Source organism: Alicyclobacillus fastidiosus (assembly GCF_026651875.1).
Lineage (GTDB): Bacteria > Bacillota > Bacilli > Alicyclobacillales > Alicyclobacillaceae > Alicyclobacillus > Alicyclobacillus fastidiosus.
Genome location: NZ_CP104067.1, coordinates 74422 through 94653, shown reverse-complemented (window position 1 = coordinate 94653; position 20232 = coordinate 74422). Strand labels below are relative to the sequence as shown.

At 49.6% G+C, this 20232-nt stretch carries 19 protein-coding genes and 2 pseudogenes; 1 reads left to right on the top strand and 20 read right to left on the bottom strand.

Annotated elements, in window-relative coordinates:
• Positions 1 to 145: 145 nt before the first annotated feature.
• From NZD89_RS00430 to NZD89_RS00415, 4 genes are all read right to left on the bottom strand, one after another.
• On the bottom strand, positions 146 to 1687 hold the full coding sequence (locus NZD89_RS00430) for a recombinase family protein (protein ID WP_268005922.1): 1542 nt from the start codon (positions 1685 to 1687) through the stop codon (positions 146 to 148).
• A 3-nt stretch (positions 1688 to 1690) separates the two neighbouring features.
• Entirely contained in the window at positions 1691 to 3055 is a 1365-nt protein-coding gene (locus tag NZD89_RS00425; protein WP_268005921.1) for a recombinase family protein, read from the bottom strand.
• Positions 3056 to 3288: 233 nt separating this feature from the next.
• Positions 3289 to 3453 (bottom strand): hypothetical protein, encoded by a 165-nt coding sequence (locus NZD89_RS00420; protein WP_268005920.1) that lies wholly within the window; start codon positions 3451 to 3453, stop codon positions 3289 to 3291.
• Positions 3454 to 3613: 160 nt separating this feature from the next.
• A complete protein-coding gene (locus NZD89_RS00415) occupies positions 3614 to 3787 on the bottom strand; it encodes a helix-turn-helix domain-containing protein (RefSeq protein ID WP_268005919.1) in 174 nt (57 codons plus the stop codon).
• A gap of 327 nt (positions 3788 to 4114) precedes the next feature.
• Here NZD89_RS00415 and NZD89_RS00410 point away from each other — a divergent pair, with 327 nt between their 5' ends.
• Complete coding sequence (locus tag NZD89_RS00410) at positions 4115 to 5272, top strand: site-specific integrase (RefSeq protein WP_268005918.1); 1158 nt, start codon at positions 4115 to 4117, stop codon at positions 5270 to 5272.
• 1040 nt (positions 5273 to 6312) lie between these two features.
• Here NZD89_RS00410 and NZD89_RS00405 read toward each other — a convergent pair.
• From NZD89_RS00405 to NZD89_RS00330, 16 genes and pseudogenes are all read right to left on the bottom strand, one after another.
• Entirely contained in the window at positions 6313 to 7404 is a 1092-nt protein-coding gene (locus NZD89_RS00405; RefSeq protein WP_268005917.1) for a hypothetical protein, read from the bottom strand.
• A 90-nt stretch (positions 7405 to 7494) separates the two neighbouring features.
• On the bottom strand, positions 7495 to 7668 hold the full coding sequence (locus NZD89_RS00400; RefSeq protein WP_268005916.1) for a hypothetical protein: 174 nt from the start codon (positions 7666 to 7668) through the stop codon (positions 7495 to 7497).
• Between the two features lie 378 nt (positions 7669 to 8046).
• Positions 8047 to 8571: pseudogene (locus NZD89_RS00395) on the bottom strand (thiolase family protein); the annotation flags it as partial.
• An 85-nt stretch (positions 8572 to 8656) separates the two neighbouring features.
• Positions 8657 to 9955: an MFS transporter gene (locus NZD89_RS00390; protein ID WP_268005915.1), complete on the bottom strand. Its 1299-nt coding sequence runs from the start codon at positions 9953 to 9955 to the stop codon at positions 8657 to 8659.
• Positions 9956 to 10157: 202 nt separating this feature from the next.
• On the bottom strand, positions 10158 to 12287 hold the full coding sequence (locus NZD89_RS00385; RefSeq protein WP_268005914.1) for an acetate--CoA ligase family protein: 2130 nt from the start codon (positions 12285 to 12287) through the stop codon (positions 10158 to 10160).
• Positions 12284 to 13066 (bottom strand): SDR family NAD(P)-dependent oxidoreductase, encoded by a 783-nt coding sequence (locus tag NZD89_RS00380; RefSeq protein WP_268005913.1) that lies wholly within the window; start codon positions 13064 to 13066, stop codon positions 12284 to 12286. Before NZD89_RS00380 ends, NZD89_RS00385 begins: the two co-directional genes overlap by 4 nt.
• A gap of 39 nt (positions 13067 to 13105) precedes the next feature.
• Positions 13106 to 13516 carry a Zn-ribbon domain-containing OB-fold protein gene (locus tag NZD89_RS00375; protein ID WP_268005912.1) on the bottom strand — a complete coding sequence of 137 codons (411 nt, stop codon included), beginning with the start codon at positions 13514 to 13516 and terminating at the stop codon, positions 13106 to 13108.
• 1 nt (position 13517) lies between these two features.
• Positions 13518 to 14663, bottom strand: coding sequence for an acetyl-CoA acetyltransferase (locus NZD89_RS00370; protein ID WP_268005911.1), 1146 nt, complete (start codon positions 14661 to 14663; stop codon positions 13518 to 13520).
• Positions 14664 to 14772: 109 nt separating this feature from the next.
• Positions 14773 to 15189: a MaoC/PaaZ C-terminal domain-containing protein gene (locus NZD89_RS00365; protein ID WP_268005910.1), complete on the bottom strand. Its 417-nt coding sequence runs from the start codon at positions 15187 to 15189 to the stop codon at positions 14773 to 14775.
• Between the two features lie 18 nt (positions 15190 to 15207).
• Positions 15208 to 15633 (bottom strand): MaoC family dehydratase N-terminal domain-containing protein, encoded by a 426-nt coding sequence (locus tag NZD89_RS00360; RefSeq protein ID WP_268005909.1) that lies wholly within the window; start codon positions 15631 to 15633, stop codon positions 15208 to 15210.
• Entirely contained in the window at positions 15623 to 16297 is a 675-nt protein-coding gene (locus NZD89_RS00355) for a PHP domain-containing protein (RefSeq protein WP_268005908.1), read from the bottom strand. The genes NZD89_RS00360 and NZD89_RS00355 overlap by 11 nt, the downstream gene beginning before the upstream one ends.
• Positions 16298 to 16302: 5 nt before the next feature.
• Positions 16303 to 17472, bottom strand: coding sequence for an acyl-CoA dehydrogenase family protein (locus NZD89_RS00350; RefSeq protein WP_268005907.1), 1170 nt, complete (start codon positions 17470 to 17472; stop codon positions 16303 to 16305).
• Between the two features lie 70 nt (positions 17473 to 17542).
• Entirely contained in the window at positions 17543 to 18301 is a 759-nt protein-coding gene (locus NZD89_RS00345; protein ID WP_268005906.1) for a beta-ketoacyl-ACP reductase, read from the bottom strand.
• Positions 18302 to 18316: 15 nt separating this feature from the next.
• Entirely contained in the window at positions 18317 to 19237 is a 921-nt protein-coding gene (locus NZD89_RS00340) for an MBL fold metallo-hydrolase (RefSeq protein WP_268008347.1), read from the bottom strand.
• An 81-nt stretch (positions 19238 to 19318) separates the two neighbouring features.
• A complete protein-coding gene (locus tag NZD89_RS00335) occupies positions 19319 to 19897 on the bottom strand; it encodes a TetR/AcrR family transcriptional regulator (protein WP_268005905.1) in 579 nt (192 codons plus the stop codon).
• 185 nt (positions 19898 to 20082) lie between these two features.
• A pseudogene (locus tag NZD89_RS00330) lies at positions 20083 to 20196 on the bottom strand (daunorubicin/doxorubicin resistance ABC transporter ATP-binding protein DrrA); the annotation flags it as partial.
• Between the last annotated feature and the right edge of the window lie 36 nt (positions 20197 to 20232).

Below are 20232 nucleotides of genomic sequence, written 5' to 3'. Positions count from 1 at the left end.
GCAGTTGGTTTAATGCTTTTTCTCGTGTAGAAAAGATACCAATCGGATAATAGTTAGGAAATTGAGTCCTTTCATCCACCACAAACAAACCCCAAATATATTCGGTTTTCATTGCCTGGCTCCCTTATGGTTTTTTTGCATTTATTTAGATGTGTTTTTGTGATTGCGCTTCAAGACGGGACCCTTCAAGCCTTTTCTTTAATACATCCATGTCACTATGGATGTCCACATGTGGAGTATACCTATACTCAATGGTAACCGCTCCGTCACCAGAAATGATAATAGACCGTAACAGAACAATCATTAGGGTTCGTAGCTCTGTATCGTTAAACTCCTGTATGGCATAATCTCGATAATGGTTTATCGTCAAAGATAAGTTATCATTTTGGAGTAAGGAAGATATTCTTTGAATAGTCACCTTTACGTGATCCATTTCGTGTTTGTTCTCAAATAATTGATTTTGAAGTAAGTCAACCCAGTTTGTGTAGTTTGGCGTATCTGGGTCACACACTTTCAACTTATGTTGCAACTCCAATTGTTTTAATTCCAAGTGTTCTAAATTTGTAGATAATATCTTATTCCAAGTCGATAGTTCCAATTTTGCGACGTTAATTTGTTTGTCTAGCGTGCTCACCCATTCGGAAATAAATTTATGAAGGATCTTGTTATCCAGAGTAGTAGTTTCAAAACGAGTATGGCATTGTGAGCAATAGTAATACACGTATTTCTTAGTCGGCTTACTTGGGGTTTGGTCCTTAATTCGAAGATGGATACCACATTTTTTGCACACTAAGAGTCCTTGGTACAAATGAGACGTCGATATAGCTCGTTTATTTTGTTGCTTAATTTCACGCAGGGACTGAACAATCTCCCATAGATAAACTGGTATTATAGCTGGTACAACATCCTTAAATAAGGTCATTTGCTGACCTTGGTTCTCAAGATCGGACTCTAGAGACCGTAAATTCCAGTAAAGATCCCCCAAGTATGTTTGATTGGTTAAAATCACATCTATAGATGATGCACTCCAGGTATGACTTTTCACGTGAATCAATTTTAGTGTGTTGAGCATTTGCGAAATCTGTTGTGATGAGTACCCCCAACTTGCAACGTAATAGATGAAATAGACGACATCGGCTTCATACGGTACTCGGATCAAATTACGCGTTTCTTTGTCATACCTATATCCATACGGAGGGCGTGAACCAGGGTGCTGGACCTTTTCCTGTTTTAACAGCCCCTTTTGGAAGTCCTTCGATTTATTTCTCTTATTCTCCGACTCTTGCCTGCCAGTAATCATTCTAAGTACAACTTCAGGAGACCAGGGATTCCACTCTTCTTCCAATCCAACGCGGAAGAACTTAACCATAGGATTTTCACCTTTTACGGGTTTAAAGACTTGATTTACCCAACTGGAAAATCGTCGATCAGCACGAGTTTCATCGTAAAAGATGACAGCTTTGGCATCACCTATTTTAAGATAGCGCATTAACTCTATTACCCCTGGTCGCTTTGCGGCCTCTTTTTTGTACCCACTTACTGCCTCATCTCGATAGATTTTAATGATTTCATAGCCCAGACGAGATGCCCACTCACGGACATCTCTCGTCTGGGTTTCCAATGATGTATTGCCCTTTTGCTTTGGATCAGAAACTCTTACATATTCTACGGCAGGTAACAACGACAACGTTTATGCACCTTCCCCTAGATCTAGATATTGGCTCCAACAGAAATCAACCTCGGCATGTGTTGGGTACAATCGCACAGTGTCAATTAATGCATCTGTCGCTAGTCTCAATTGGTCATCTTTTCCGAACTCATCAGAAAGCTGATCCTTAACGATTGCAACTAGATTATTAATGTCTTTAAGAATTTTGTGGGCTTGATCCTGTTCCGTAAGTAATTCTTCCAACTTCTTTTTTGTCTTAGACAAAACTTCAAATTTCTCGGTTTCTTCACCTGGACTACAATTGTGTACAATGTCATCGGACAGCTTTCGAATCTCTAGCTCTACCTTATTGATTTCTTTTTCCCGCATTTGAAACCAACGTCGCAAAAATACGGAAGTGTCCCTGCGAACAGCTTCACCATCAATTTGCGTGATTCTTTCCTTCACTAATTCTTGCAGTTGTACATCTAAAGCACGAGCTGGCACTCGTAGTTTGTGCCGACTGCATACATACTCTTCATCAGGTAAATAGTTTGTATTTAAGTGCATGGGCAGCCCGCACAGCCCACAAACTGGAACAACGAGGTGTGGAGGAGATTGAAGTTTATAATTATATAACTCATCTTGAAATTCCCGCAATTTAGTTTCTACTTGTTGATACATATCTGGGTCAATAATAGCTGGTGCATAGTCAAGAACCGTATACTGACCATTTGCGACCCGAAGGCCAGCGTAAAACGGAGTGTCTAACATCGCGAGAACACGCTTGTCGGGCCGCTTTAAAAGTTTTGAGTACTCTCGAATCACTGACACCCTGTCTTCGAAAGTACTAGCTTTATGAAAATCGTCAAACAGGTGTTTTACCTTGTTAGCCTTTGTCTCATCGATTACGTACTCTTTACGCGAAATCCGTATATATCCATACAAATGTGTCGGATAGGAACGAAGAGCTTCTTGCGTTTTCCTACGAATCGCCTGGCCTTCGAGGTAAGCCATGTAACCCATTAAGCTCTCAACACTATCAGGCTGTATCTGAAGTTCACTGGCCTCAGTAAAGACTACTTTTACTCCATGTTTTAGTAACCCGCTGCGGATATCGTCCCATTCGTAGGGTTCACGCATCATTCGATCCCTATGATACACGTAAACGACACTAATTCTACCTTGCTCGGCCCATTTCAAAAGTCGTTGCATTTCTGGCCGTTCTTGCAGTGGTACTGTGTTTGCACTCACCGCATAATCATGGAAAAATTCGATGTCTTCGGACGGGACATCTTTAATATATGAAGCAATGCTATTTACCTGTAATTGAAAGTCCTGTCCGTCCGTGCTAACGCGATAATAGACGGCTGTTTTCTTTCGACGGTTTGGTCGCTTTTTGTTCATTAGAATCATACTCTCCCTCATGACGAATTCTTTTCTTGATTTAACGGTCCGTACATCCGTTCACTTGCTTTAAGCAATTTACTCGCATAAATCGGGTCCGGTCGCAGTTCTTGTATGAGTAACTTTGTTAAAATTCTTCGGATCCAAAGTTCGGATTCACGTGACTTTGTTTCGTCGTAAACGGATTTAACTATCTTTATTTCCAAATTATGATCAGCACCTTACAGGTTTTTTTACAAGTTCTTACCTGTGGTGTGAATAGATATACCTTTCGTTTTTCCCGAAACACTTGAGCCAGGGAGCAACTGAATTTGAACGGCTTTCGTGTCTTTGAACAAAATAAATTTGGTATCAGTTTTACTGCCCGGAAAATCCAGCTTTTTAAATATCGGTTCCATTCTTATTCCATCTCCTAAGATCAATGATTAGTTTCTCAAGGACCTGCTGTGATAACAAAAGGTCATCAATTCGGTTCTTTAGACAGTCTTCCAAAGTGGTAGGTGTTTCTCTGGACTTTGAGACGTTCTCCTGACCCACTTAACAACACTCCAATGGTGATTATTTGTTTAAAGATTGTTTTTCCAACCATTCTGTTAACTGGTCGGTAGGAATTCGGATAATCCTACCAATCTGAATTTTGGGGAATCCAGGTTGTTTCGTCATTTCATAAGCCGTACTGCGACCGATGTTTACTAGCTTTGCAAACTCCATGATAGTGATATATTGATTCATTCATGTCCCTCCAATTGGAGCACCCTGGAAAAACAAAAAGCGGCCAAACTGACAGCAAAGTCAGTTCGGCCGCTTTATCGGGCAGCTCATTTTAAGTTGATTTAACCATAACAAAACGTAAAATTGTCGTCAAGAGGCGAAGTAAAAAATTGTGATGGGTAAGTCAACTTCCTCTTGACAATAGAAACAAGTGTAGTACATTAAACGCCATAAAGTTGTATATTGCGTGTCCGTTAAAACACGCCATGGGATATTTCCCATGGCGTGTTTTTGTTTACGTAAATATGTGAACAATGATAACCGATTGAAAGAAATAATGAGGTGAACATGATGAGGGGCACAGTCACGAAAAAGGGGAACAGATGGTATATTGTCTACACGATCGGAGTTCTTCCAAACGGGAAACGCAAGCAAAAGTGGGAATCAGGGTTTCGCACCAAACGCGAGGCGGAGCTTGCACTCGCGAAGCGACTAGTGGAAATCGGAACGAATTCTTATGTTGAACCTACTACCTTGCTCTTCAAGGATTTTGTTGAAGCATGGGCTACAGACAAGGAGAACCAAGTTCGCCCCACGACATGGCGTTCATACAGCTGGAATTTGCGTGTTTACATTCTTCCTCAACTAGGTTCAAAGAAATTAAAGGATTTAACGGCCCCGCAAATTCAGCACTTTTACTCAGTGATACGCCAAATGCCCCGATCTGATGGAAAGCCTGGAAACATTTCAGAGCGTACCATTTTGCACGTACACCTGCTACTTCATCAGATATTTAAACGAGCAGTAAAGTGGGGGTATATTGGCATGAATCCATGTGACCTAGTAGATAAGCCGAAAGTGGAGGAACCGGACTTAAACGTTTGGACATTAGATGAAGGCAGGACGTTCCTGAAGTTTGCAGAGGCAAACTCACTATATCCTCTCTTTCTCCTGTTATTTACAACAGGTATGCGAATTGGCGAAGTTTTAGGATTACGATGGCAGGACATTAATTTCGATGAAAACACACTAAGTGTCACACAGCAGGTGGTTTTTGTTAAGGGAGGATACAAAATTGGGCCTCCGAAAACAAAGGCTGGCCGACGCACCATCGATATTAACGCGCAGGTCACGAAAGCCCTTCTAGATCACCGGATACATTGGAACCAGTTGAGAGAACTGGGTGGTGAGCACTTTCAAATCGACTTGGATTTGGTGTTCTGTACAAAAAAGGGAACTCCAATTTTTCGTAGTAATGTAACCAAGGCGTACAACGAGATTGTTGAAAAAGCTGGGTTAAAGAGAATTCGGATTCACGATATACGCCATACTCATGCCAGTTTACTCCTGGAACAAGGCGAGAGTATCAAGGTCGTTCAAGAACGCATCGGTCACGAAAAAGCGGATGTTTTATTGAATCGATACGCCCATGTTCTACCGAGAATGCAGCGTAAGGCAGTTGACACGTTTGGTGCGCGACTTTTCGACACCCCAGACTCTGTGTAGAAAAATGGCATGGATAATACAAGTTTAAAATTGACCCGTAAACAAGCTTTGAGTTTATTTAGGTTTGCCTTATGTGAGCGGTCAGAGAATGTTAGAACAGGGTTAGAAACCAAGAGCGAATTCACTTTAACTTGCCTTGCACAAAGGGAGCTTTCTGGATCAAAAGACGTGGACTCGAACTTAACGACTTTTGGAGGCGAATCGTGGCCTTGCAAAATTACGACGCGATGATGTTTATCTGCAGAATGTCTAGCCCTAACTTTTGCGGTCATCCAGTTTGAACCATAGCCCGCCTTACGGCTTAGTACAAATACCCTGCGTTTTATATTTGGCTTCACTCAAGACTTGGAATGAGCAAAATGTCACTTTTAATGGGAAACACTACTATTCCAAGCTTCTACTCTGCGACTGTAGTGAAGGGGCTAACTGTGTCTCCGTTGCCTACGTGTCGATTATGCCGAGGTTTCTCAACAAACCGCGTCTTTTACAAACCGTGTGCACCTAGTTGAAAAGCTTTAAACCAACAGACACTTCGAGAAGAAAGATTAATTGTGATAGCCTCTAGGCCTTATGACGCGGAAAAGTAGAATAAAACGTTCATTTTTTACCTCTTCGATGGTCATTTTGAGTCAATGAAATAAGCCCGTTTAGGGGATTGAGATATCACTACCTGCACCACAAGGCCGTTCACCTTGCGACTACCGTCATCCTTTCACTGACATCGAAAACCTCGACCGAATATCAGCCGAGGTGTTACCTCTTTCCCCTTTTAACCTTTTGTTCCTCCCCCTTCCAATTCAGCCACACACGGTACATACTCAGGAACGGGATATCTACTTAAATGTGGTCAATTGAACGATGAGACACGGGTACAGGCATCTGCATGGCGACCATTGCTCACCCTTGGATATTTTTGATTGTTCGTAAGTAGGTCGAGTCGCATATTATCGAACCTGGCACGTTACTTTGGTTAATCGGGGACGCCACCATGGTTGATTCAACACTTAGGTTCTGCATGACTCCAGTTGTTGAGTACTAACCTATCTCTTGCGCTTCTTTTTCTTTTTGTGATGCCTGGACCCTGTCGATTTTCGCGTTCGCCCTAGTGAACCAACGTAAACATCCGCAAGGCCTGCAAAGCTGTCGATGTCATCGAGATATAAATCAAATGAGCGAAGATCCAGAATTCCATCTGACTCTGCAACAGGTTTTCCGTGGTGAAAAGCGGCAGCTTCCATCAATTCCCTGGAGGGCAGAAACAAGTCAGTGTTATCCAGAGCCATCGATGCATCAAGCAAATTGCGAAGCAACAGACGAATCATTTTATGGCGTTCAGTAAACTCGAGCTTAGTGTAGAACCTCGCATGGGCAAGGGCTAAATGAGAATGACGGATGCAAGCTTCAAGTTCGTCAATGTGGTAGAGAATATTGGCCAGTGATGCGTGCGACTCTACCTGAGCACTGTCATTGCGAAGAGATTGTTCGAAGGCAACAACAGCAAGCTCAGGCGCACCACCACGTCGATACACATTGCCAAGGCGGTTCCACAGAAATGCGTCATCTGGTTTTTGCACAATTAGGTCAAGCAAATGCTCCTCCGCATCCGTCGCCGACTTGGGTTCATGTCCATCGAAGGATTGAAAGCTACCGAACTGAACCACCGATCCATCATCGTCATCCGTTACACTCCATCGAAGCGTGGCTGCTAGGAGGAACATTATAAAGTCATTCCCGAACGACCACTCCCCTCCCCCATTGCAATGCTTGCATCGGAAATACCCCGTAAACTGAATGTAATCATAAATATCCTGCGCTACTTGTCCAAGACTCTCTTCTTCGTGACCAGCATGGGCGAATGGATTTGTTTTTTGGAATAATTCCGGATGAACCACAATCAGGCCGAGGTCATATTGACCCCGCCGGCCGCACCCGCGACATGTCAACCATTGTTTGTTCTCTGTGTAATCGTTCGGAACATACTGCCGTTTGCGATGAACGATCTCTGCATATGTGCCAGGCAACGCAGAGAGCTGTACAACTGATGTGTTGTTCTCTTGTCGCTCAATTCCAATAGCTGCCATCAGCCGCGGATTCATCTGCACCTTAGGTGATGTTTTCGGTGTCCTTTTCATCTTGCGTCTGGTCCTTTCTATGAGTTGTTACGTTCTGCATGACTCCAGTTGTTGAATGACTCGGCGAATCATCACCTGAACCTTATATACTCAATCGGTTCCCACCTCCGAAAGCAGCGGAAGATACTTTGGGTCGTTAGATTGCATCACCTTGTCCAGAAGCAACGTAATCAGGTCTCGGTTACCATGACCACGAGCCGACACGACCTCGCTGATTGCTCGAAAGCCTGTCTTTCTGCTGCCTGCTCCTTTTATTACGAACATGTTGATCCATTCTTGTTGATTGGTTAACCTCCTGCACTACATACGGATATACAGACGTGATGCGGCTTACTTCACGACGCCTACATTCGCCCGAGTCAAGCCCACTTTTGTCACTATTGTACCACGGTAGCCAGCCCTGTCTCTTGAAAGGAAGGACCGTGTGATGTTACACCAGAGTGTGTATGTCAGAGATAGATGGCATGCAGTTGTGTAGAGGGGGGCTGTTGGTGCTCGATAACACGAATAACGCATTGGACCTTGAGCGGGTGGTTCTGGTGCAAAAATATTTGTACACACCATATCTGGACGGGATTTTGAATCAAATCAGGTCCATGTTCACTATATATGGCGTGCCTAAAATTTTTTGCACCAGAACCGGGCAAACTGATCCTGTTCTTCACGACTAATCTCGTATTTCTTTGCGAGATTTTCTGCCGTAATGCCCATCGGCGGGTTTCCGACTTCGCGCGGCGACAATTTTAATCGTTGAAATTGAGGAGGTTGCAAGCTGTACAGAGTCGTTGGCTTGGCCATCATATAAGGTGCTTGACTGTAACTCTCTACCCCGCCGGCGATGTAGATATCGCCGTCTCCCGCCTGGATGGCTTGTGCCGCTATATGAAGGGCGTTCAGTCCTGACCCGCATTGTCGATCCACCGTTAGGCCTGGAATGGCAAGCGATAACGCTGTTTTCAGCGCTGACACGCGTGCAATATTACCGCCTCCTCCCAGGACGTTGCCCATCACGACATCATCTATCATGTCTGGCTGTACATTGGCACGCGAAATGGACTCCGCAATTACGGTAGCCGCATAATAATGTGGGGGAACGGACGCAAGCGCGCCACCCATGCGGGCAATCGGCGTGCGAACGGCCGCGATAATCACTGGATCTCGATCCATGTTGTTTCCTCCCTATGATTTCTTCCAACTTACTTTCTTGCGTTGCCCTGCCGCGCGCGGCCACCGCCACACGCGGCATATTGTTTCAGGCGCGTTTGCTCTTGAACCAAGGTCCTCGACCGACAAAGATGAGAACACCGTAAACCGCGGCACCTATCCAGCACACGTCGAACCAAGCGCCAAAGCCATATTTATCTGCGACTGGAAAGGTGATGGACCCAGCAACAGCCACAAGGACATTGGTCGCAAATGCCCAGATTGCCCAGCCAGTTGCCTGCAAGGTTGGATGAATGTCTTCAAGGTTTTCTGAGAACAAGGCCATCCAAGGTCCAAACCCAATCCCAAGGAGAACACCTGACAATGAGTTGTACAGTATCATGGTTCCAGTTGACACATGATGACCGATTAGGTGAATCCAGAAGTACATAAAGAGGAGTAAGCCGATGACACCGATGAAGGAAAAGATTTTGCGCAGTCGCAATCTGTCGGACAGCCAACCAACCACGACCAACGCAACCATGTTGGCAAGCCAGAAGTAACTAGCAAAGGTAGACGCTTTTGCCGGCGAATACTTGAACACGGTCGTTAAATACACCGGGCCAAATGCTTGGTTAAAGAAGTACAAGAGCAGGAACAGGACGATACCGACTGCCAGGGCCCAAATGCGAAACGAACCATACACCAGTTTCGTCGACGCGATGGTTTCATCTTTATCCTTTGAAGACTGGTTGACACTCGCAACATCGTTATGGTCTTGAACGATTTGGGCGCGTAGACCAGGACACAAATCGCGAATGAGGAAGGCAACAATCAGCGCGACGATGAGACAGAAGATGCCCATAATGACAAACTGCGATTGCCACGTATTGTGAAACTTCGGCAATGTAGCACCCGCGACACCCGCAGCCAAGTAGTTCGCTCCTACCGGGCCGAAGGTCCAAAGTCCAAAGCCTAAGGCGCGTCCAACACGTGGTGTAAAGTCCCGAATCAGCCCTGTCGTCGCCGGAATGCAGACACCTAGAATGATGGCCATGATGAAACGAACAATAATAAATTGCGTTGTGTTGTGAACGAGGCACATTGCGAACACAGCAATGGCGGTGACGAGCGTTCCTGCGACAACAAAGAACATACGTCCGTACTTGTCGATCCATGGACCAGAGATAAGCGCCACAATCGCTGAAATGACAGCACTCCCTGCAACGATGAAACCGTAGTCCGTCAAAGATAAATGCAAGTCTGGAAGCATGATGGGAACGACTGGTGCCAGTTCCCCTTCATAGTTTGCGACAATGTTGGCAATAATCACGAGGGCAAGCAAACCTACGCGCATCCAGCCGACTGGATACTTCATGATGTATCGAGATTGTACCCAACTCATCATACGCTTTATCCTCCTCTACTCGGGCGGTTGCGATTTTGCCCCTTACCGACTTCACATTAGTTTTAATATTCAGATATAATCAGATGAACGCAACCCTTTTCCTCGCTCTTGGGTATCTATATATTCCCTCTGCTAGCGGAAAATGTAACCGTTTTCAAAAAACTTTGATAGTTGAGCTAGGCGACTTGACGCCGCCAGCCTGTCAGTTCTCTATAGACACCAGTGCATCGAGTGCTTCAACGTGCGAACCGCGTACCCACAGTGGATTCACTTCAAGCGCCCGCAATTGTTCGGCGTGACAAACGGCGACCTGAGCAATTTGATAGATGACGTCTACCAACCGGTCTAGGTCAGCCCCTGTTCTACCACGAACGCCCTGTAGGAGCGATCCGCTGCGCAGCTCCTGCAACATGCCACGGATGTCATTGTGCGTCACCGGCAGGACACGTAGACTCGTGTCCTTGAGGACTTCGACAAAGATCCCCCCCATGCCCACGGCAAGCACTGGGCCCCAGAGCGCATCACGAACGACCCCGACCAACATCTCAATGCCATCCCCCCGCATCGGGGAGACGAGAATGCCGTCTAGTTGGCAGTTTGGGACGTGCTGTTTGACTGATGCGAGAATCCTCTCAAATGCGTCCCGAACCTCCGCTTCAGATTGAAGCCCTAAAGCAACGCCACCGACATCACTCTTGTGCTGAATATCGGGAGACTGAACTTTTAACACGACCGGATAGCCGACGGAGTTCGCCGCATTGATGGCTTCATCCAATGTCCCTGCAAGCACGCCAGGCACAACCGGCACACCATGTTCCGCCAAAAAAGCCCGTGCCGCGTGTTCGCTCCATTCTCCTGCAGGCAACCGCCCCTCTGGTCCTCGCGGGATTTCGTACGCATGCGATTGGGCTTTCGTTTCACGGTATTTTTCGTGCCACCACACGGCCTTCCCAAGAGCAGACATGCCGTGTTCCATCCCGCCGACGAAGTGTAAATTGAACTTTTCGAGAACGGATCGACCAAATGGTGTGATGTCGATAGAGCTGTTGCTCACGATGACGATAGGAATGTTGGACCGTTGAATGACGTCTCGAAGTTGCCCATATTGGTCGAACAAGGGGCCGACATCCTCTGGTTCCGCTCTCGGCGGATCCGTTAGGCATAAGAGAAAATCAAAGCCTGGGTCATTCGAGACCACAGCGAGTGCACGGCGCATCAGGGTGCCATCGACTACGACGAAGCCTGTGACATCCAGTGGATTGTGAACCGTGGAGAAGGTGGGTACAATCTCTTTCAATCGATCGACCGTCTCCGGGGCGAACTCTGGCAAAAGGATACCTTCGTCAGTAGCGCGATCGGACAAGATGTCGCACGCCCCGCCAGACGGCGTTACGACACCTAATCGGCGGCCGGTCAAGGGCGGCGTATAGCCAAGAAGACCTGCTGTCGTAATGAGATCTTCCAAGGAGTGCACGCGGATAACTCCCAGTTGACGGAATGCCGCATCATTGACGGCATCGTCGCCGACGAGCGCACCTGTATGAGCCATCGCCGTTTTGGCGCTGTGTTCGCTGCGGCCGATTTTCATCGCAACAATGGGCTTACCATGTGCCAGGGCTTTCTTTGCAATGCACTCAAATTCCTTCGGCTGACGAATCGACTCCAGGAAGACTGCGAGGACTTTCGTCGATTCGTCCTCAATTAAATAGTCCATGACGTCCGTCGCCGACATCATCGTTTCGTTGCCCATGGACACCAACAGACTGAGCCCCACGTTTCGTGCTTGTGCAAGCGTCAGAACTGTACTGGCCAAAGCGCCGCTCTGCAGGACAATCCCCACAGGGCCAGGCTTCAACGGCGGCGTGATCGGAAGGCCGTACGGCGTCAACTGAGCGGAGACATTCACGAACCCGTTGCCATTTGGGCCGAGCAGCACTTGGTTGTGCGACTCTGCAAATTCGAGCACCTCGCGTTCCAACGCACTCCCCTCTGGTCCGATCTCGCTAAATCCCGATGTGAGGATCACCAGATTGCGAATGTTCGCCGCATCCGCGTCTCTCAGAACTTGCAGCACCTGGGTGGTTGGCACCATGACATATGCGAGATCAACCGGTTCCTCGATATCGAGCAATGATGCGACCGCCTTCTGTCCGTGCACCACGGCATGCTTCGGATGAACACAGTGAATCGTCGCTCCGTCTCGCCCCCCAAAACTCTTCACATTTAGATAAGTGAAAAGTGACCATCTCGATTTATCTGTCGCACCAACGAGCGCAATGCTTTTCGGATGGAAGAATTGGCATAACCGCTCCGGACTCGTTAGTGTACTCACTCAACCACCTCCTGATCCACCACGGGAGCCACCGTAGGTCCACCGTCGACGTACAACGTGGTCCCGTTGATAAATGCTGCAGATGGCGATGCTAAATACAGGACTGCCTCCACGACGTCGGCAGGAACGCCTAGCCGCCCGACGGATCTCGTTTTGCCTGCTCGCTCAATCCGCTTCGCCGAATTCTGATAAAGCACGTCCTTTGCTGCATCCGTGAGAATCGGCCCTGGTGCGACCGTGTTGACTCGGATCCCCAAGGGGCCCCATTCGGTGGCCAAGGTGCGCGTCATGTTGACGAGTCCCGCCTTCGCAGCACCGTACGCGACCATGCCCGGCGCACTGTCGCGGCCGGCGACCGAGCCGATGTTAACAATTACCCCTCGACGTTGTTCAGACATCAGCCGAAACGCGGCTTTGGAAAGGATGTACGGCCCCAGCAGATTGATGTTGAGCACCGACGCAAACCCGTTCGGGCTCAAATCTGCTGCCTTCGCATAGAAACTGCCACCAGCATTGTTGATCAAAATGTCGATCCCGCCGAAATTTCTCTCGATATCATCAAAGACGCACGCGATGGCGTGCTCGTCTCGCACGTCCGCCGCGTACACTGGTGCCTCTACGAGCTTAGGATGCTGCGCCTTCACCCACAGCAATTTCTCTTCGCGCCGCGACAGCAGAGCAACCTTTGCACCAGCTTCTGCAAAGCCGTACACGATATGTTCCCCGATACCCTGTGATGCCCCAGTCACCAGGACCCGTTTGCCTGTAAAGTTGTACATCGTCACATAGACCTCTTTTCCCAACTCAAATTCAAAGACTTAGTCCGCGTCGTCCACAACTTCGAAGTAGGGGAGGGTCAGGTTGTCGTCGATTTTCTCAAACGTGACGCGAACAGGTGCGCCAATGCGGACTAGGTCACGCGGCCCTTTGGTGCGCGTCATCATGCGCACGCCCTCGGCCAGTTCGACAATGGCGACGACAAACGGCGTCTCCTCCGCAAATGGACCGAATGACCGATGTACCACGGTGTAAGCGTAAATGCGACCGGCGCCGCTGGCTGTCACCCAATCAATTACGTCTGAAAAACAATGTGGACAAATGGATCTTGGATAAAAAATGTGTCGCTCGCAGGTCTGACACTTTTGAATGCGCAATTGACCCTCATCGACGCCTTCCCAGTAGGGCGCTGAATCACCGTCACGAACGGGTAATGGAAAACGGCTCTCCATATCAATCCCTCCCTAGTATCACAGTAGAAGTAGAAGATAGGACACCGCCAGTGCCGTTGACCAAGGCGATTTTTGCGTCCGCCACTTGCCTATCTCCACACTCTCCCCGCAACTGCCTCGCGGCTTCAATGAGAAGATAGATGCCGTACATCCCCGGATGACAATAGGAAAGGCCACCGCCGTTCGTGTTCATCGGGAAGTCTCCGCCTGGAGCAGTCCGTCCACCACTCACAAACGCGCCACCTTCACCAAACTGACAGAAACCGAGCGCTTCCAACGTCAACAGGACGGTAATGGTGAACGAATCGTAAATCTCTGCCACATCGATCTCATGATGGCCGATACCGGCCATCTCAAACGCTTTGCGGCCCGACTCTCGCGCTCCGGTTACCGTCAAATCTGGCATGTTGACGATGCTGTTGTGCGTATGCGTCTCCCCGTGCCCCAAAATCCAGACCGGTTTTGTCTTTGCTCTGGCTGCCGCCTGCTTCGACGCGACAACCACGGCGCCACCGCCGTCTGTCACGAGACAACAGTCGAGCAAGTGAAGCGGTTCTGCAATCCAGCGCGAATTCAACACGTCGTCAATCGTAATGGGATCCCGCATCATGGCCTTCTCATTCATCGTTGCCCACTTTCTCGTCGCAACGGCAATTTCAGCAAGTTGTTCACTCGTGGTGCCATATTGGTGCATGTGGCGCATCGCAGCCATCGCATACGCGCCGACAGGAGTCGGTAATCCGCACCAACGTTCAAACTGTTCTGTCAATGTGACGTATGGAGACATCGCCATTCTGCCCCGATTCGATTTCTGCGTACTGCCGTACGTGATTAATGCGACATCGAACAGTCCTGCCTTGATGCCCGCCATCGCATGACCGACGTGAGCTTCGAAGGAACTCCCGCCGATGTTCGTACCGTCGGTAAATTTCGGCTGAATGCCAAGATACTCCGCCAACATGAGATTCGGTGCCCATGCCCAATTGCCCGCTGTGAAGACAGCATCCACGTCATCCTTGGTGAAACCTGCTTCTGCAAGGGCAGCCTTCGCTGCCTGCGCTTGCAATTGCAGGACCGTTTTACCCGGCGTATAGCCCAGATCAGATTCGGCGACACCGACAATTGCAGCTATCCGGTCTGACGTCATTGGATTCATCACCTCACTGTGCTTGAGTACCTTAATTCCCTAAAGTGCCTGGTTAAGAACACCGTTCCCATAAGAAACAAGATGGGTGTCGACATTCTCGGACTTCTGCTCATAGGTACTGAAGGGTGGTCTCGCCAATCGTCTGCGGTTTTCCTTCATCGCGGGCCGCCTGAATCGCTAATGTGAGGGTCTTTTCTTGTTCATTCTTCGCAACGACGTGCCCAGTGCACGTCAGCACGTCGCCGGGACGCACCATGCCGGCGAACCGGACCTTCAGTTGTCGCACATATCCTCGATTGCCGACCAACTCGCTGGCATACTGGCCGAGGAAGCCCATACTGAGCATGCCGTGTGCAATGACGCCAGGCAGTCCCACCTTGCGTGCCGTTTCGTCATCTGTGTGAATCAGGTTGAAGTCCCCTGATGCACCCGCGTATTTGACCAGCTGCACTTTTTCAATCGCCGGCTTCACCAGCGGTGGTGCAACCGTGCCAACTTCAGCCTCTGCAAAACCGATGAGACTCATCTTCAACCCTCCCTATGACTACCGCAGGATGATGGTACTCCGACCTGAGAATACGAGATGTCCACCGACATCTTCGCCTATGATTTCCGTCACGAGAAAAGTCATGTTCCCAAGCTTGCCAGACCGCTCATACACATCCGCCACACGGCTGGAACAGCGGAGTACGTCCCCCGCGACAATCGGGCGCTCGTAGGTGTATTCCTGCTCGCCGTGCAGGACGCGACTCAATTCGAAATGCACATCAGGCAATGGTAAGCGAAATGTCGTCGGAAACGTCGGCGGCGCGACGAGACTCGCATATCCATTGGCTTGTGCGTACGCCTCATCGCAATACAGCGGATTCTTGTCGCCAATCGCCTCCACAAATTTGCGAATAGCTCCCTTTTCGATCTCGATGGCACGCGCTTCCCCAGTGCGCCCAATGACATTCTTGTCAATCAACACGTGACTCCCCCACCTTTCCATGCAACCGTAAGTCCACTCCGTTGCAATGCCCCTCGCGGATGGCTTCGATATACGCGCGCTCTGACGAAATGTCCACCGTAAACTCGGTGACGCACAACCCCAACTTATCGGCGTGGTGTGCATCACTGCCGCCGGTCACGGGCAATCCCAAGTCCTTGGCCGCCTGTCTTACCAAATTTTCCTCTTGTGGAACACCAGACCCATTGCACGCCTCCAGTGCATTCACATACTGAAACACGGGACGTCTCACGACTTCCTCCCAAGGCGGAAGTCCCTTTGGTATATGCCCGTACGTGTAATACGGCGAAATCTCACTGCGGAACGGATGCGCCAAGACCATCACGCCGTCGACTTCATCCACGTATCGACGCAGCACCTCGATATCGTGAATCCCTGGCAAATACGCATCCAAGCCGTACGTGAGCACATGCCCGAGGTTCGTCGTGACCTCTACGCCGCAGATAACAATCACGTCCGTCGCATCACGTAAGGCCTGTGCATCCCGTCGGGTCCACACATAGTCGTGATCCGTAATACATACGCCGCAGATGTCGGATGTGTTGACCCAATTCACCAACTCTTCCAGTTGAATGGCGCCGTCGTGCGATCCGGTGGCTGTATGCAGATGCGTCTCGAATCTCATTCGCGTCAGTCCATCAAGTCTCCGACCTTCACGTGACCGCGAAGCAGATTGCGCGAGATAATGAAGCGTTGGATTTCGTCCGTGCCCTCAAAGATGCGCCAGACTCTCATTTCGCGATACCAGCGCTCAATCGGCAGTTCTTTCGTATAACCCATGCCCCCGTGAATCTGCAGCACTCTGTCGCAAACGTCATTCGCCATGTTTGCGCCGAACAGTTTCGCCATGGAAGCATAGTGGCGTGGATCCTTGCCATTCTCCGCCAACCATGCCGCGTGTAAAACAAGCCAACGGGTGGCCTCAATTTCCACAGCTGAGTCGGCAATTTGCCATTGAATCGCTTGGCGTTCCGCAATCGGCTTGCCGAATGTCACACGTGTTTTGGAGTGATCGATGGCCATTTGGAGTAAGCGCTCTGCCGCACCGACGCCGCGGGCAGGAATCATGTAGCGACCTTGGCCAATCCACTTCATACCGAGGTTGAAGCCACCTCCGAGTTCACCGAGAATGTTTTCTTCCGGCACACGAACGTCCTCGAAGACGAGCGACGCTGGTCCCCATTCACCCATCGTATGGATGTACTCGGACCGCCAGCCCATATCGCGATCAACCAGGAAGCAGGTCACCCCACCGCGTGCACCTTTCTCCTTATCCGTGACGGCGAACACCATGGCGAAGTCCGCCTCGTTGCCGTTTGTAATGAAGACTTTCTCGCCGTTGAGAACCCAGTGGTCACCGTCCTTGACTGCTGACATATGAATGTTGGCAGCGTCGGAACCAGCCCCTGGCTCGGTGAGTGCGAAGCACGATCTCAGCTTGCCGTTGATGGTTGGCAGCAAGTATTTCTCTTTTTGCTCTTCGTTGCAGTAATAGAGAATGTTGTCCGCAGAGCCGCCGAAGTTGAACGGTACAAACGTCCGGCCGAGTTCCATCGCAATCAAGGCGGACATCACTGGCCCTAAGTCTGCGCCACCGTACTCTTCCGGCGTATTGATCCCCCAGAACCCGAGCTCTTGCGCCTTCTTTTGGAGTGCGCGAATCTTCTCGCGCTCCATCCCGGGGCGTCCTTCACGCTCGTTTCGCAAGACGTCTTGTTCGAGTGGCATCAGTTCGTTTTTCACGAATTCGCGAATGGTTTGTTGGACGAGCTTTTGTTCTTTCGTCAATCTAAAATCCATATAATAACCTCCCTAAATTGGTAGAGATGATTGCCCTGAATTCGATTTACCTTTGCCTTTCGCCGCTGATTCAGCGGCTGCCGCCGTTGATATAAATGACTTGCCCGGACACGTAGCTCGCGTCGTCGCTCACGAGAAATGCAACAACGTTCGCCACATCTTCTGGGCTGCCAACGCGGCGTAGAGGAATGCGTTCGGAGGCGAGACGCTTGTTTTCTTCAAAGTCGATGCCGACGCGCTCCGCCGTCGCCTTCGTCATATCCGTTGCAATGAAACCAGGTGCGACCGCATTGACATTGATGTTAAAGGGCCCAAGTTCGATGGCCAATGTCTTCGTGAAACCTTGAAGTCCTGCTTTCGCGGCGGAATAGTTTGCCTGACCGCGATTGCCGAGGGCCGAGGTGCTGCTAGTATTGACGATTTTTCCGTATTTCTGTTTGACCATGTACTGTTGCGCGGCACGACTGCACAAGAAACTGCCCTTGAGGTGCACGTCCAACACCGTGTCCCAATCATTTTCCGACATCTTGAACAAGAGATTGTCGCGGAGTAAGCCTGCATTGTTGACGAGAATATCCAGTTTGCCGAACTTCTCGGCTACTTGCGCGAATCCCATCTCAACCTCTTGTGCCACGGAGACGTCACAACCGACGCCGATGGCCTCGCCGCCAGCCGCCTGGATCGCTTCCACTGTCTCCTTCGTAAACTCCTCTTTCACATCAAACACACCAACCTTAGCTCCGCCTGCCGCCAAACACTTGGCAGTTGCAGCCCCAATACCGCGACCGGCACCTGTGACAAGCGCAACGCGCCCCTCAAAACGACTCATTCTAAACCCCTCCTGTTATGATTGTGCCGTGTATACCAGCACACCCTGATTGCTTTCCACTTTCACGACAGAGCGTTCTACTAACAGGTCCATGTGCCCCATAATTTCCGAAAGCCCGAGAAACACAGCACCCCCCTGAAGCCATGGGAACATAGCAGAACTGATCTCATAAATCGTGCTTAGCCCGTCCTGAACGTGTTGAAGAATCGCCTCACAACGCTCTTCATGCTCTTGAAAACGCGCATCAATCAACGATTGGTGCCCGACGTACGGGCTCCCGTGTCCCGGATACACGGTTCGAAACGCCAAGGCTCTCGTGCGCGCCATCGAACTCCTGTACTGAAGTAGTGCCTTCAACCGGTCCGCCTGTGCTGGAGACGGCGGTTCCATGAACGCGTTGGCCGAAATATCCTTTAAAAGATGATCCCCAACAAACGCGTCGCCAGCTTCTTCATTCCACAAACAGATGTCCGTCTGACTGTGTCCAGGCACATATAAGACCTGATAGTCTCGACTTCCAGCCCGAATGACATCGCCGTCGTCCACGTAGTGAACACCTGCCCACTTTTGCTCCCGGTATTTGTGATTGCGCGTCACTTTTCCTTCGGCGCCACACGCGCGAAAAAAATCTTGAAAGTAGGCATTCACACGCTCGAATTCCGCCATGCCACCCTGTAATGCAAAGCGGGCGCCAGAATGAACAAAGATCGGTGCATCCACTTCCCGCTGAATAGCATGGACACCACCGGTATGGTCTGTGTGCATGTGCGTCACGACAATCTGGTCAATATCCTTCCAGTCGAGCCCTACGTTCATCAAGGCTTGATGGATCTGACGGACGGAATCGTCAAGCCAGATGCCGGTGTCTATCAAAGTGACAGGGTTTCCCAAGAGCAAATACGCATTGACACTGCCTTCCGGATAAGGAGTCGTGATTCGAATCGGAACGATGTTGGCGATGGCAATTCCCCCTCCCGGACGCTTCTGTCCAAAACATGCAACCGAATCTGTAAACGCTTACATCAACAGCATGGAATGTACCAACTGCTGTTGCTCCTCGACGAAGCGTTCAAGAGGCATCTCACCGAACAACCAACTCTTCTTCAATGCCCACAAGTGTCCAATCCCTATCAGGTTGAATGCCACAAGTTCGGAAGAGACAGCCTGTTTGAAAATGCCATTTTGCTTTCCTTCGTCAATGATATCGACGATTTTCGCCTTCGTTTCGCGCTCAAGTTCGAGAATCTGTTGGCGTGTCTCCTTATCTATCGTGGAAAGATCTTTATACAGAATCATGAGGATCCTCGATCCGTTGTCGAGTTCTTCATACAAATCCCGCATGAGGGCATCGATGCGCGCTATCGGATCGTCGATATCCTTAATTTTCTGAAACACTTCCCGATAGAGAAGGGAGGCCTCTTTCACCACCCCAAGCAGGATGTCTTCCTTCTTCGGAAACACGTAATAAATGAGTCCAACGCTGAGTCCCGCTTCATGTGCAATGTCACCTAAGGAAACGCCGTGATAACCTCTTTGACTAAACAAAGTTCGCGCCGCGACGAGGATCGTCTGTTTGCGATCAGCTCTCTTGGCCATCGTTCACCTCCTCATCTCATCCAGTTTCCATACCTTGGAATGGATTTTTGTTGAACGTTCAACTTATATCCGGCCGCGTCCGTGCCGATGTTCAACCATATGACCCAAACGTGACATATAGTACTGAGCGTTTTGCAGATTAAAGCCCCCTCAAAACGGTGGTCTTGACCGGTACATCCACGGTCCCCTTCGACGACGACACGGCCCCGGTCGCTGACCGCGATCCGGTCAACCAATTGGTCGGCCTCATCGAGGTACTGCGTTGTCAACAGCACGGTGGACCCCGACCGCACCAGCCGGTGGGCTTTTTACCCATTCTTCTGCACACTGAATCA

Excerpts from the sequence above, each read along its gene's own strand:
- NZD89_RS00425 (WP_268005921.1), bottom strand. The coding sequence starts at position 3,055 with ATGAACAAAAAGCGACCAAACCGTCGAAAGAAAACAGCCGTCTATTAT.
- NZD89_RS00420 (WP_268005920.1), bottom strand. The coding sequence starts at position 3,453 with ATGGAACCGATATTTAAAAAGCTGGATTTTCCGGGCAGTAAAACTGAT.
- NZD89_RS00415 (WP_268005919.1), bottom strand. The coding sequence starts at position 3,787 with ATGAATCAATATATCACTATCATGGAGTTTGCAAAGCTAGTAAACATC.
- NZD89_RS00410 (WP_268005918.1), top strand. The coding sequence starts at position 4,115 with ATGATGAGGGGCACAGTCACGAAAAAGGGGAACAGATGGTATATTGTC.
- NZD89_RS00405 (WP_268005917.1), bottom strand. The coding sequence starts at position 7,404 with ATGAAAAGGACACCGAAAACATCACCTAAGGTGCAGATGAATCCGCGG.
- NZD89_RS00400 (WP_268005916.1), bottom strand. The coding sequence starts at position 7,668 with ATGTTCGTAATAAAAGGAGCAGGCAGCAGAAAGACAGGCTTTCGAGCA.
- NZD89_RS00390 (WP_268005915.1), bottom strand. The coding sequence starts at position 9,955 with ATGATGAGTTGGGTACAATCTCGATACATCATGAAGTATCCAGTCGGC.
- NZD89_RS00380 (WP_268005913.1), bottom strand. The coding sequence starts at position 13,066 with ATGTACAACTTTACAGGCAAACGGGTCCTGGTGACTGGGGCATCACAG.
- NZD89_RS00375 (WP_268005912.1), bottom strand. The coding sequence starts at position 13,516 with ATGGAGAGCCGTTTTCCATTACCCGTTCGTGACGGTGATTCAGCGCCC.
- NZD89_RS00370 (WP_268005911.1), bottom strand. The coding sequence starts at position 14,663 with ATGACGTCAGACCGGATAGCTGCAATTGTCGGTGTCGCCGAATCTGAT.
- NZD89_RS00365 (WP_268005910.1), bottom strand. The coding sequence starts at position 15,189 with ATGAGTCTCATCGGTTTTGCAGAGGCTGAAGTTGGCACGGTTGCACCA.
- NZD89_RS00355 (WP_268005908.1), bottom strand. The coding sequence starts at position 16,297 with ATGAGATTCGAGACGCATCTGCATACAGCCACCGGATCGCACGACGGC.
- NZD89_RS00350 (WP_268005907.1), bottom strand. The coding sequence starts at position 17,472 with ATGGATTTTAGATTGACGAAAGAACAAAAGCTCGTCCAACAAACCATT.
- NZD89_RS00345 (WP_268005906.1), bottom strand. The coding sequence starts at position 18,301 with ATGAGTCGTTTTGAGGGGCGCGTTGCGCTTGTCACAGGTGCCGGTCGC.
- NZD89_RS00335 (WP_268005905.1), bottom strand. The coding sequence starts at position 19,897 with ATGGCCAAGAGAGCTGATCGCAAACAGACGATCCTCGTCGCGGCGCGA.